A 12882-nucleotide genomic window follows, 5' to 3' on the forward strand; every position below is an offset into this window, starting at 1 on the left:
ATTAAAAAACCTATGAGTGAGTTAAGAGTTCTAAAAGTGTCGAACCACAAAGGCGTAGAGGACACAGAGAAACAGAGGAAACTTCTGGCTGAGTAATAAAGTATGACGGATAGGCGCAGGAAATGGGCAAAGGCGATTTGGCAAGCTATCAAGCTTAGAGAAAACATCTGGATAGCTTTGATGGTAGGGAATTCGCGGTTGCACTGGGCTTGGTTTATGGGCAAAACGTTTTGCGATGCCTGGGATACGCAATATCTGCCAGCATCTGTGGTGGAACAGCTGAATCAGCCTTGGGGTGGGGGTGAGTGGAGACAAATTTTGCCGTCGAGTTTAATTAGGCAGTTGGAAGCTGTTAAGAAGGAGGTTGGTGATGGATTTGGGTATCGCGATCGCGCTTTGCCTGTTTATCTGGCTTCCGTCGTACCGGAGCAAACGGCATTTTGGCAAAATTATCCTAATGTTCGCCTCATTACTTTAGACCAGTTGCCACTTGAGGAACTTTATCCGACGCTGGGAATCGACCGGGCTTTAGCTGTGTTGGGTGCTGCTGAAGTTTGGGGTTTCCCAGTGTTGGTTATTGATGCTGGAACTGCGTTAACTTTCACGGGTGCGGATGCTAATCTTCGGCTGGTAGGTGGGGCAATTTTGCCAGGTTTGAGGTTGCAGCTAAATTCTCTGGCTCAAAAAACTGCCGCCTTGCCAAAAATTGAATTACCTGATACATTAGCGCCCCGTTTTGCTCGGAATACACCCCAGGCGATTCAGAGTGGTGTGATTTACACGGTGTTGGCTGGGATAAAAGACTTTATCCAAGCTTGGTGGAAGGATTTCCCAGAAAGTAAGATTATTTTAACTGGAGGCGATCGCGCAATTCTCCTCTCCTATCTCCAAACCCAATTTCCAGAAATCGGGAATCATGTAATTACTGACCCCAATATAATTTTTTTAGGAATGCGGTCAGTAGTCAGTAGCTACTGACTACTAACAAAAGCTCGAATATACTGAGCTACCACATCTGGCAATGCTTGCGGTAAATCATGTCCAGCATTGCTGATGATTTCCAGTTGCGCTTGTGGGGATAAATCAGCGTAGGCTTGACTTTGGGCGATGCGATCGCGTGAATCTTGTCCGCCTTGCAAAATCAAAACTGGAATTTTCAGCCAATCCAATCGTTCCTTTAATAATTCTGCTTGAATTTCAGCGCGGCGGCGTTGATACAACAACTTAGCAGCAGTGGGAGACTGTAACGGCTGTTGCTGTCTTTGGGTATTTTTCCCGGTTTTCTTGTGCCTACCCAGGCGACTTGTGAGACGAGAAAGCGATCGCATACACCAAGATACCGCCCTCGACAACTTCGTTAACAACGGGGGAGTTATCTTATATTTCTCAGCTTCCACCCCAAAAGGCGCTACTAGCACCAAGCCGCGAACCTGCTCTAAATATTTCAGCGCAAAGCTTGCCGCAATCCATCCGCCCAGCGAGTGACCAACTAAATAAACCTCCCGCTGTCTCAACGCCTCCAATAAATCAGCCAGACATTCAACCTCTAAATCAATCGAGTAGTGGACATTAGGGCGTTCTGACTCACCAAAACCCAATAAATCTGGCGCGAAGCAGTGGTAATCTTCACTCAAATGCTCGATGACCGATAGCCATTGACTGCTATCGTCAGCTGAGCCGTGTAAAAACACAATTGCCGTCCCTTGACCGACTTCATGCCAGAAGATTTGTCCTTGAGACAGTTTAATTCGAGAATTGCGTAACGGTATCATCCTATTTAGATTTTAGATTTTAGATATTAGATTTGGGATAGATTTAAAATCCGAAATCCCAAATCCCAAATCTAAAATTCTGTTAAGCGAGGGTTGTTAAGCCGTTCAAGTAGTCCTGTAACTGCTTATCGTGGTCATGGGAGAGTTTCCCTTCTGGCAAACTCTCCTTAGAGAAAGCTTGTACTTCACTAACTTCCAGCGTATCCTGAGCCTGCATTGATCCCTGAACTTCTGCTTCAACTGCTACACAAATCGAATGAAGTCTGGGATCGCGGTCTGGTGCTGAATATACCCCAACTAAGCGGCGGATTTTCACTAACTCCAGTCCCGTTTCTTCAGTCAACTCTCGCCCTGCGGCTGTGGCAATGTCTTCACCCCAATCGACAATACCCCCAGGTAAACCCCATTGTCCCGTGTCTCGCCGCCGAATGAACACAATCCGACCATCCGGTAAAATCGGGATGATGGTGGTGCCGATGATGGGATGGCGGAAGATGATCCCCAGCACTGTTTGAACAAATCGCCATGACCGACGCATTGGTTAAGTTCTTAGCTTTGTTTATTGAGTTAGGGACAAGCAAAAAGCTTGAAAAGTTTCAAAGTACATAGATCCGGTTAATCAAATGAGTTGCCCCTAAGTGGTAATTTTTGATGCTATAGCTGTGCCAGAATTTCCGCTGCGTGAGATTCCGGTTTGACTTTGAGATAAGTCTTCTCAATCGTACCATCTGGACTAATTACAAAGGTGCTGCGCTCAATTCCCATAAATTCTTTGCCCATGAATTTTTTTAGCTTGTAGCACCCGTAAACGGTAGCAACTTTCCCTTCTGGGTCGCATAGCAACAAAAAAGGTAGCTTCAGCTTGGTGGCAAATTTGGTATGAGATTTAGCATCGTCTGTACTGATGCCCAGAACTACGATATCGCGTGCCTGGTAGTCTGGGTAAGCGTCTCGAAAGCCGCAAGCTTCTTTAGTGCAGCCAGGAGTATTATCGCGGGGATAAAAATATAGCACGACTCGCCGCCCTCGGAAGTCTGAAAGATGTATAAGGTTGCCCATGCTATCCGACAAGTGAAAGTCAGGAGCAATATCACCAGGTTTGAGTGTCATTAACGTTGTTTAGTTGGCTGCGTGCAGACTGTTATGATAGAGGATAAGGATGTAAGTTCGGTAACGTCAATCAGCAACCTGCCGCCTTTTGGCTAGCCTGTTTTGGTATTTATTCCACAGGTTTGAATGCCGAGACTTCCAATACTAAAAAAATGGTGTTGGGGAATAAGCTGTCTTAATTCGCGTTGCCTTTGTACGTTATGAGATGTTTTTAGAAGCTTTTGTTTCTTAAGCATCTCTAGCTGAATCCTGTAAGTCAACTGTTCGGATGGATTTTGTTGGATGACTATTTGCGTCGGGAACTCTTACCAGGTCACTCAAGAAGACCTTAAACAAGTCTTTGCGTATGCGGTCAAAAGTTTGATCGTACCTACTGACCGGGAGACAGGGAAAATACGGGGTTTTGCTTTCGTGGAGATGGTGGAAGTTCCTCAAGAAGATGCGGCTATCTCGAAGGGATGGGGCGTCTGATGGGAGGGAATAAAGCCAAACCGAAGGAAAATTCTCGACCCACACGCGATCGCGGCAGGTTGTAAGGTTATCATAGGTTGTTCGTTGGTTGTTCGTTGTAAGTGCGGCAAGGTTTTTATTTAGCAAGCGGCAACGCAACCAAAGCTGCATGACATAATGAATTGCCTTAAATAGGCGTTTAAGGCACTGTTTTAGTAGTTTATCAAAGAGGTGAACATGGCGAAGCGCCGTAACCCCAAGAAAGAAAAGGCGCAGCGTAATCAAGCATACGCCCGCAAGTTTCGTAAGCGTCAAACTACGGGTCGTTTCTCTAAATTCCGGCGTCAAAGAGCGCCTGGAGAGAGAAACAATGAAGAAGAGGATAGCGACAAAATGGGCGCTATGAGCGGAATGGGCGCAATGGGCGGCGGAATGGGCGCAATGTCCTAGTTTCGCTGCGTAGAGCCTGACAACTAAAGTCTAGGGCTATGCAGATTAAGCCTGCCTACCTAGACCAAAGACCGCACAAGCGGTCTTTGGTCTAGCATCAAAGCTAAGGCGCTGTGGGGTATTGTTTAGTCACCACTCAGCTGAGATTGGGCAGCTTGAAGTGCTTGTCGCACTTGGTCGAAGCCAGTACCGCCGTAACTATTGCGGGCAGCAACGACTTGTGAAGGTGCGATCGCATCATAGATGTCTGACTCAAAAGCTGGGTGCAATTCTTTCCACTCTTCTAAGCTCAAATCTTTGAGCAATTTCCCAGCGGCGAGGGAAGTTTTTACAACTTTGCCGACAAGGTTGTAAGCTTCCCGGAACGGGACACCCCGCGCCGCTAAGTAGTCGGCAACGTCTGTGGCGTTGGAGAAATCCTCAGCGACAGCTTGGGCAAGGCGGGAGGTGCGAAACTCTAGCCCCTCGCTCAACAGAATGGTCATTGCTTCCAAGCAGCCTTTAACTGTCTTCACGCTGTCAAAAAGGGCTTCTTTGTCGTCTTGCAAATCTTTGTTGTAAGCCAAGGGTAGCCCCTTCATCAGCACCAGCATTCCTTGAAGATGCCCAAAAACACGACCTGTTTTACCCCGCACCAGTTCTGGTACGTCGGGGTTTTTCTTTTGGGGCATGATGCTGCTGCCAGTGGCGCAGGTGTCTAGTAGGGTGACAAAGCCAAATTCCTGAGATGACCAAAGGATAATTTCCTCAGCGAGTCGGCTGAGGTGAACCATGATTATGCTGGAGGCAGACAAAAATTCAATGGCAAAGTCGCGATCGCTCACTCCATCCATGCTATTTGCATAGACACCATCAAAATTCAACAGTTCGGCTGTGTAGTGCCTGTCAATGGGGAAAGTAGTACCCGCTAAAGCGCCACTCCCCAGAGGCGAAATATTGACTCGCTTATAGATTTCTCCTAGCCGCTCCCAGTCCCGCTGTACCATCTGAAAATAAGCTAACAGGTGATGGGCTAAACTTACTGGTTGGGCGCGTTGTAGGTGCGTATAACCGGGAATCAGAGTTTCTACATTGTCTGCGGCCAGGTTGAAGAGGACTCCCTGAAATTCGCGCAACTGGCTGCGAATTTGGGTAATTTGGTCGCGCAGGTAGAGGCGCGTATCGGTGCCTACCTGGTCATTACGCGATCGCGCCGTGTGCAGCTTTTTGCCAGCATCACCTACCAATTGGGTCAGGCGGTGTTCTACAGCGAAGTGTATATCCTCGGCATCAATGCCTGGGTTAAACTCTCCTAGCCTGTACTCTTGGCGGATCTCTTCTAAGCCAGCGACCAGTTGCTCTCCCTCTTCTTTTGAGATGATGCCAGTTTTGGCAAGCATTTTAGCGTGAGCGATAGAACCTGTAATGTCATATTCGATAAGTTCAATGTCAAAGCCGATACTGGCGTTGAAGCGAGCGATCGCGGGATGCAACGCTGATTCAAAACGCTGGCTCCAGGTTTTTTGTTGAGTCACGAGCTTGTTGTTTACCTTGGAAACTAGACAAGAAAGTTAGGAGGCGAGGAGTGAGGAGTTGTTCCAGACGCGATGTATCGCATCTTGACTTTTGAGTTTTGAATTAATAACTCCTCACTCTTAACTCCTCACTCCCTAGAACAACCCGTAGAAGCAGGTTGCAAAAAAGTATGAAGGATGAAGCATCAAAGATGAAGTATGAAAGATTACTTTTTCATCCCGATCTAGAGCGGTATCAGCGCCCTTTCTTGCATCTTTAAACCTTCACGCCGCCAATGACTAAGCTGTAATTCCTCGAATCACGTAGCCTAAAAACAGCCCTATCAACAGCGCCCACACTTGCCCTGACTTAATGAAGTAGTTAAAGGCACGTTGTATTTGACCCAAAACATCTGGATCTCGTATGTTCTGAGCCAAGAAGGGCGAATTTAGTGGTGAGTGCGAAAGCCACAATGATACAGCATCGTGTCCGTGGGTCAAGTTGGGTAGCCAACTGATTATGTCTTGCATTCCGTAGAGTTCCATCACGCTGATTTCCTCACAACCAATGAATGTTGGCTGGTGTCGTTAAATATCTGTTCAGGATTTTATTAACATAAAGCGGATGACTTGGCTAGTCCGAAAGCGTGGGAACGTTGAAACGTTTCAACTTGACAACTGAGTTTTGACCTGCATCACTACCAGAGTCATATCATCGCCGTTACGGTTGGATGAACCGATAAACTGCTGGACTCGCTCAAACAGGTAATCTAGAATTGCTTGGGGACTATGGCAATGCTGACAAGCCCACTGGAAGGCGCGACTGAGGTTTTCTTCGTCGAAGCGATCGCCATTTTGATTCGCCGCATCCGTAAACCCATCTGTGTAATAAATAATCGTGTCCCCAGGACACAGATGTACCTGGGCATCCTCGTACTGAGAATCGGCATCCAGTCCGATCAGCATTCCCCAGGTATCTAGGCGCTTGATGGTACGGGTTGATGCCTGCCACAACAGGGGAGGATTATGCGCCGCGTTACTGTAAGACAGGATGCGGGTTTGCGGGTCATACTCGGAATAAAATAGGGTGACAAACCGATGGGAATTTTCCAGATCGGCGTACATTACCCGATTTAAGTGTTGCAGAATCTTGGCTGGTGTGTGCCTGTTTAGCACCTCAGTTCGCAGCATCCCCCGCGTCATGGTCATGATCAAGCCCGCTGGGACTCCTTTGCCCATGACATCACCAATCACGACGCTCCACGGCACACAAAGCCCTTGGACGGTATCTATCTCGGAGTCGCTGTTCTTTTTCGGTCGCAGTTGGTCGTAGTTGGCAGGGATGAAGTCGTAGTAATCTCCACCGACTCGGCTAGCCGTTTGGCACTTTGCCGCTAATTCGACACCTTGGATATCAGGACATTGACGCGGTAGCAGGTGTCGTTGAATATCGGCACCAATTTCTAATTCTCGATCTAAGCGTTCTTTTTGGCGTAACTCGACGGTAAGTTCATCGTTAGCGATCGCTACTCCGGTTTGATCTGCTACTAACCGGACTAACTTCTGTCGCGTGTCTGTCCAAATGTATTTCGGATCGCGACTGAACACATACAAACGTCCCCGTTCGGCATTCTTCACCAAAATGGGCGTGCCAAACAGTTTAATGTCTGACCCCAGGTAACGGCTCAATTGTTCGTCTACAGATATCGGCACAGCGGCGAACTTGCCTGTGTCGTCACTTTGGGCCATCGCTGCTTTTGCCAGCGAGTTACTGATCTGACGAGTTGCCAGCTGTAGCGTCTTGCGAATATCCTGACACGCTTGCCCCTCCTGGCAGTGTAGGCGCTCCAGGCGCACTTGACCGTTAGGCATAAATCTGATCAGAATGCCGCCATCGGCATCTGTCACCCGTGTTGCCATCAGTGGAATTAGCTCCAAAAACTGATTTAAGTTGTTGAAGCTACGCAGGGCAAAACCTAAAGACGAGAGCAAGTCTTGAATCTTGCGCTGTTCTTTATGCAAACGTGCCACCAGTTCTTTGAGGGCAAAAACTGGTGTTGTGTCGTTAGCGGCACCACTACTGGTGCTGTCGGTTGAGGGAGATGGCTGGCGGGGAAGAGGCACAGCAGTCATAGCGTCAGGCATTAAATGTCATTGTTATTAGTCATCAGTCATTAGCCATCAGTGAAAAGAAGAAGAAAGGGTAATCTCATTTTTGATTTTTGATTATAAAAACCTTACCCGTCGGCAATTTCAAAGCTTCAATTTTTGCCCCAATCGTCATCAAATAGTGTAAATCTACCTTTTGGTACAGCTTATTTTTGAGAGAAATTCAGCGCTTAAACATTTCGGGTAAAGGTAGTTTGTTCTACTGTTCTAGAAAATCTTGATTGCAGCTAGCTTTTCTGGCGCGACCTTGGAGGCAAAGGTATAGTTACTGTTTGTACTTGAGCTGAGATGATAGCGCTTATTTGCTCTTGTGCCAATCACCTAAGGAGTTTATTTTAGATTTTCTAAAGATGAGGAAAATTTTTGGTTCTGGCGCTTTGTGATTGCTATTTTCAAGATAGATGCAGAGATTCGCCGTAGCTTTCGCCGTAGTAAACCTGCTCGATATCAAAGCGCCCACCATACCCTTTAAAAGGTTCTGAGGCATAGCCCAAGGGTACCAGACAGCAAACATCTACCTCTGCGGGGATGTTGAAAGCTTCTTTTACCTGAGCTGCCACAAACCCTTCCATTGGACAGCTATCAATACCAAAGCTCTTGGCGACGATGAGAATATGCGCTACGGCTAACATGGTGTGGCGGTTTGTCCAAGTTTCGATGCTGCCAAAGGAGGGGTGGTTTTCAAAGAAGGCGGGAATTTGCGATCGCATATAATTTGCGAAGTCATCAGTCATCGCCCCGGCTTTGCTACCCAGTTCGATGACGGATTCGATGTATTCTAGTTTGGCGACGCGGCGATCGCCACAACAAATCAATACTACTGGCGCTTCGCCAACCTGACGCTGGTTAAAGGCGCACGCTTTCAGCTTTTCTTTATTTTCTTGCTGTTGGACAACAATAAACCGCCAAGGCTGCAAATTGTAGCCGGATGGGGCGCGTACTCCTAAACGCAAAATTTCTTCCAGAATCACTTCTGGAATCGGGTCGGGTCGGAAAGCTCTGGCTCCACGACGCTGCTCAATGGCATCTTTTAAACCTGTGGAGGGTTTCATGTCAATTGTCATTTTTTCTCCTGTTGTTTTTTGTCAATTTTAGATTAGGCGATCCGAGAATCATTAATTCAAAATCGCTTACCCTAAACCTAGTTCGCGTTTAAGCAAGTTAATCGACTTGGTGCCGATATAGTTTTCGCTGCAAAATAGCTGGGGTGGGCGGATAATATCTTCCCTAGCAGTTGCAACTGCCGCTTTCACTGTAGCGAAACTTGCCTGATCGGCCATAACTATTTGGGCGCTGCGGACGATGGCGTTAATTTTGTAGGCATCTTTTTCCTGAGCTGTCATTACCAGCAAATCATCTCCACGCAGGCTGTGGATAATAATTTCTACGACTCCCAGGATACCGGAGCTGAGGCTAACTACACCAAGACAGCTGTCTTTGGGGAGTTTTTGAATCAACTGGAGTTCTTGGGCGTAGTCGTAGATATCAACGGGGATAACGCGCACTGACCGGGGGGCAGCGATCGCTTCCGCATCTCCGATAAAATAGCGACTTGTGACTACTGTACCGGAGTGGGTTTGATCCAGAGCTTGGGAAAGTTCTTCCATCGGCACCAGTTGCACTGGTATCCCTAAAGATTTTTCCAGTTCCTGAACCATCAACTCGCCAGCGCCCATGTCTCGTGAAGGAACTGTCACCAGCACCCGCGCACCGGAACGCAAGCGCCAGTCAATTTCTGAGAGGAACAGTTCTCTAGCTTGGTTGAGCGAACAACCCTGGTTAAGCAACTCGTCAAGGCTTTGCTGAACCAGTTTGTAGGCTTGGGGGTATTGGGCGAGGATGGGCGATCGCAAGTTTGTCCCGCCCTCGTGACCTTGGGCGCGGACATAAATGCCCGATCCAGCTTGAGATTCCACCAGTCCGGTTTCTTCTAGCTGTCGGTATACTTTGCTGATGGTGTTGCGGTGCAACCCCGTCTGCATTGCTAGCTGTCGTGTGCTGGGCAACCGATGACCGGGAGGAAACTGCCGGGATGCGATCGCAAACTGCATTTGGTCAAACAGCTGTTTTGATGCTGGTATTTCACTGTCTGGTTGAATATGAAATTGTACCATTCCAGAGCCTCCAAAGACTCCGATAAAGAGGTTAAAGGGAGCATATCTGTAATAGCACAATTGCTACCCTTCTTATCCCTCCGGGTAGATGTCTGAGTCAGTATAGCTCGTTGTAGCTGGGAAAAAATCTTTCTTTTGAGTCTACCAATGCCGAACTCATTCCATCACACTTTTCTTACTTTTCCCTAACTATTTATTACAAACTACAACTATAAATTATTCACGAAAAGCTCGTGTTTTCAACAAGAGAATCTCATCTATCTCTCAAGATAATTAAGAGAATATTAAGTTTTAATCTATTTTAAATTTTTAATCAAATAATTAATAATATAAAGTTATTCTGAGAATATCTATAAGTTTAGAAAAAAGTTTAAAAATATTTAAAGTGCTTAAAAAGCTAAAAATAATGGGCAATGTACTGGTAGATAAGATATTAGCACCATCTGCTAGAAAAATGGCAGAATAAAGGAAGAAATTCTGATGGCAGACAGAGAGATTCGTACAGATACGGTCAAGATCCACAATGGAGATGTAGAAATTGCGGCTTACCTGGCGATGCCAGTGGAAGGGACTTTTCCCGGAGTCGTGGTGCTGCAAGAAATCTTTGGGGTAAATGTCCACATCCGGGAGGTGACAGAAAGGATAGCGAAAGAGGGGTATGTAGCGATCGCGATCGCTCTTTTCCAACGCCTTGCCCCGGATTTTGAAACAGGTTACACCCCCCAAGACATTGAAATCGGCAGAGAGTACGCGATGCAAACCACCGCACCGCAGCTACTAGGGGACATCCAGGCAACAATTAATTACCTCAAAACCAGGAGCAACGTGAAACCAGCCTTTGGCTGCATCGGCTTCTGCTTTGGCGGACACGTAGCCTATCTCGCCGCCACCCTACCCGATATCAAAGCCACTGCTTCCTTCTACGGTGCTGGCATTACCACTCGCACTCCCGGCGGCGGAGATCCTACCGTCACGCGGACAAAAGACATTTTTGGCACAATTTATGCCTTTTTTGGCATGGAAGATGCCAGCATCCCTGCCGAACAGGTAGACCAAATTGAAGCAGAACTAGAGAAACACAAAATTCCTCATCGCGTCTTCCGTTACGATGGAGCAGATCACGGCTTTTTCTGCGACCATCGCGCCAGTTACAATAACGCCACAGCAGCAGATGCCTGGAAGCAGGTGCAGCAGCTATTTGAGCAACAACTGAAATCGGAACAATCGAGTTAAAAAACTTTTACTCGATTGTTAATACTTTTACACTTCACACTTTATCGGTCATGAATTCCAAATCGACCCCTTCTCAAGATGCAAAACCGTCTTTTTCAATGGATGATTTTGCCAAAGCCCTCGAACAACACGACTACCAGTTTCAAAGAGGACAGGTAGTGCGCGGCCGAGTGGAAAACCACGAAAGCAATGGCGCGTATGTTGATATTGGTGGCAAGTCTCTAGCTTTTGTCCCCTTGGAAGAGGCTTCATTGAGACGGGTAACAGACTTATCTGTAGTGTTGCCGTTGCAAGAAGAAAGAGATTTTCTGATTATCCGAGAGCAAGATGCCGATGGTCAAATGACGCTTTCGGTGCGGCAGATGGAAATCAAGCAAGCATGGGATAACCTTGCGGAAATGCTCGAAGGCGGCAAAACAGTGCAAGTACGAGTCAGTGGTGTGAATAAAGGGGGTGTCACGGTAGATGTCCAGGGGTTGCGGGGATTTATTCCGCGATCGCACCTGATTGACCGTGATAATCTAGATGCCTTAATTGGTGAAAAACTGACTGCCAGCTTTTTAGAAATTTCTCCCGACACCAACAAACTTGTACTTTCTCAACGGGAAGCCACTCGTTCTGCCAGCTTTAACCTACTAGAAGTAGGACAACTAATTGAAGGCAAAATTACTGGCATCAAGCCTTTTGGTGTGTTTGTTGATTTAGAGGGCGTAACAGGTTTACTGCACATCAAACAGGTAAGCCAAACTTTTGTAGAATCTCTTGAAAAAGTGTTTCAAGTGGGGCAGCTAATTAAGGCAATAATTATTGACCTGGATGAAGGAAAAGGTCGGGTTTCTTTGTCTACCCGAGTGTTAGAAAATCACCCCGGCGAAATGATGGAAAATATGACTGAGGTGATGGAATCAGCCGAAGCGCGTGCCGAACGTGCCAGGAAGAATCTCACGAGATAGGTCTTAGGAAGATAGGATGCGATCGCGTTTTTGATGAAGGAATGCGATCGCATTTTTGTCCTCTTCTCTTTTGGAGATAAGCTGGGGGATCTCAGGTCACAATGCGATCGCATAATAATCTAACGGTGTTTTCCCCGCACCCTGAAGCCAGCGTGCATCGGGTTTCCAAGCACCATTGACTTCTTCGCGGCGGCGGGTGTAAACGCTGAGTTGGTTGTCTTCAATTTTCAGCAGGTTGTACTGGAGGGGATAACCAGGCACCCACTCGCGGACGGGTGCGCCAAAGGTTCCGGCACAAATTCGGTCTAATTTTCGCCCGCTGGTACTCATGTCGTAGCGGAAGAGGCTGGTTTCGGCTTTGTGGATGTGTCCGTGCAGGAAGAGGCGGAAACCATTAACGGCTAGCTGTTCTAGGAATCCTTGGTCGGTGATGCGGTCTGAGTATGCACTATCGAGGGGATGATGCCAAACGGCGATTTTCAGGCAATTTTTGTAGTCTGGGTTGCGGCGAATTTGGGCGAGGGCGTTGCTGAGGGCATTCGTGTTGATGCTGGCGCGGGTTGTGTAATGGTGGTCGAGTTGCCAAGCGGAGTTTAGCCCCAAAATTAGCAGGTTTTGCTCTTTTAGGTGGTCTAGGGTGGCTTGCTGGTGGTATTCGAGGGGATAGGGTTTTTGTGTAATGGTTTTATAGAAAGAGCTAAAGTGGGCAAAGCGCTGTTTGTATTCGGCTTCGTCTCGGACTCGGATGACGCTTTCATCTACTTCGATGTAGTGACCCTCTTTGAGTTGTCCGTCGTAGTCGTCGCGGTCAGTGAGTTCGTAAGCTTTTTTTGCCAGTTTCCAGTTGAGGTCGTGGTTGCCGGGAACGAGGATAATTTGTTCTGGCTTTAGGGGGAAGTCTTGGCGGAGGTGGTGGAGAAATTGTTCGGCCGCTTTGGTCTACCTATTTTTTCGTTTTCCTTTAGGTTGATATGCAACACCTCGAAGAAATTGACCAAAATCCGTGTTCCTACTAATATCACAGTTAAGCTGTTCAGCATTTAAATAAAGTATAATCCGAAAGTAAATTTAGTCTAACAAGTGAAAGATGCCAGCGAAAAATTATCTCAATCAAGAGCAAGTAGAGAAACTACAAAAA

12 protein-coding genes and 2 pseudogenes are annotated in these 12882 nt (G+C 47.1%); 5 read left to right on the forward strand and 9 right to left on the reverse strand.

Features of this window, described 5'->3' with window-relative positions:
* Positions 1–102 precede the first annotated feature (102 nt).
* Complete coding sequence (locus tag H6F63_RS00835; protein ID WP_190634063.1) at positions 103–978, forward strand: pantothenate kinase; 876 nt, start codon at positions 103–105, stop codon at positions 976–978.
* On the opposite strand, the gene H6F63_RS00840 is transcribed toward H6F63_RS00835, so the two are convergent.
* The 3 genes from H6F63_RS00840 to bcp form a co-directional block, all read right to left on the reverse strand.
* Positions 972–1772, reverse strand: a complete 801-nt coding sequence (locus tag H6F63_RS00840) for an alpha/beta hydrolase (protein WP_190634065.1) — start codon at positions 1770–1772, stop codon at positions 972–974. The genes H6F63_RS00835 and H6F63_RS00840 overlap by 7 nt on opposite strands.
* Before the next feature lie 82 nt (positions 1773–1854).
* Positions 1855–2310 (reverse strand): NUDIX hydrolase, encoded by a 456-nt coding sequence (locus H6F63_RS00845; RefSeq protein WP_190634067.1) that lies wholly within the window; start codon positions 2308–2310, stop codon positions 1855–1857.
* Positions 2311–2426: 116 nt separating this feature from the next.
* Positions 2427–2882: a thioredoxin-dependent thiol peroxidase gene (gene bcp / locus H6F63_RS00850; RefSeq protein ID WP_190634069.1), complete on the reverse strand. Its 456-nt coding sequence runs from the start codon at positions 2880–2882 to the stop codon at positions 2427–2429.
* A 282-nt stretch (positions 2883–3164) separates the two neighbouring features.
* On the opposite strand from bcp, the pseudogene H6F63_RS00855 reads away from it, so the two are divergent.
* Positions 3165–3418, forward strand: a pseudogene (locus H6F63_RS00855) (RNA-binding protein).
* A gap of 151 nt (positions 3419–3569) precedes the next feature.
* Complete coding sequence (locus tag H6F63_RS00860) at positions 3570–3782, forward strand: hypothetical protein (RefSeq protein ID WP_190426596.1); 213 nt, start codon at positions 3570–3572, stop codon at positions 3780–3782.
* Between the two features lie 125 nt (positions 3783–3907).
* Here H6F63_RS00860 and argH read toward each other — a convergent pair whose 3' ends face one another.
* The 5 genes from argH to H6F63_RS00885 all read right to left on the reverse strand — a co-directional run bounded on the left by argH (position 3908) and on the right by H6F63_RS00885 (position 9558).
* The gene (argH, locus tag H6F63_RS00865) at positions 3908–5296 is read right to left on the reverse strand and encodes an argininosuccinate lyase (protein WP_190634071.1); all 1389 of its coding nucleotides are present in this window, start codon (positions 5294–5296) and stop codon (positions 3908–3910) included.
* A gap of 279 nt (positions 5297–5575) precedes the next feature.
* Complete coding sequence (locus H6F63_RS00870) at positions 5576–5821, reverse strand: hypothetical protein (protein WP_347276754.1); 246 nt, start codon at positions 5819–5821, stop codon at positions 5576–5578.
* A gap of 120 nt (positions 5822–5941) precedes the next feature.
* Complete coding sequence (locus tag H6F63_RS00875; RefSeq protein WP_190634073.1) at positions 5942–7408, reverse strand: PP2C family protein-serine/threonine phosphatase; 1467 nt, start codon at positions 7406–7408, stop codon at positions 5942–5944.
* 428 nt (positions 7409–7836) lie between these two features.
* A complete protein-coding gene (locus tag H6F63_RS00880) occupies positions 7837–8508 on the reverse strand; it encodes a nitroreductase family protein (protein WP_190634075.1) in 672 nt (223 codons plus the stop codon).
* Between the two features lie 66 nt (positions 8509–8574).
* On the reverse strand, positions 8575–9558 hold the full coding sequence (locus H6F63_RS00885; RefSeq protein ID WP_190426494.1) for a GntR family transcriptional regulator: 984 nt from the start codon (positions 9556–9558) through the stop codon (positions 8575–8577).
* 480 nt (positions 9559–10038) lie between these two features.
* Between H6F63_RS00885 and H6F63_RS00890 the strand changes: the two genes are divergently transcribed.
* On the forward strand, positions 10039–10791 hold the full coding sequence (locus tag H6F63_RS00890; RefSeq protein WP_190634076.1) for a dienelactone hydrolase family protein: 753 nt from the start codon (positions 10039–10041) through the stop codon (positions 10789–10791).
* Between the two features lie 50 nt (positions 10792–10841).
* Positions 10842–11744 carry a S1 RNA-binding domain-containing protein gene (locus H6F63_RS00895; RefSeq protein ID WP_190443568.1) on the forward strand — a complete coding sequence of 301 codons (903 nt, stop codon included), beginning with the start codon at positions 10842–10844 and terminating at the stop codon, positions 11742–11744.
* 96 nt (positions 11745–11840) lie between these two features.
* On the opposite strand, the pseudogene H6F63_RS00900 reads toward H6F63_RS00895, so the two are convergent.
* Positions 11841–12629 (reverse strand): annotated as a pseudogene (locus tag H6F63_RS00900) (metallophosphoesterase); the annotation flags it as partial.
* Positions 12630–12882: the final 253 nt, after the last annotated feature.

The sequence above is a fragment of the Trichocoleus sp. FACHB-40 genome, assembly GCF_014695915.1.
In the GTDB taxonomy this organism is placed as follows: Bacteria; Cyanobacteriota; Cyanobacteriia; order Cyanobacteriales; family FACHB-T130; genus Funiculus; species Funiculus sociatus.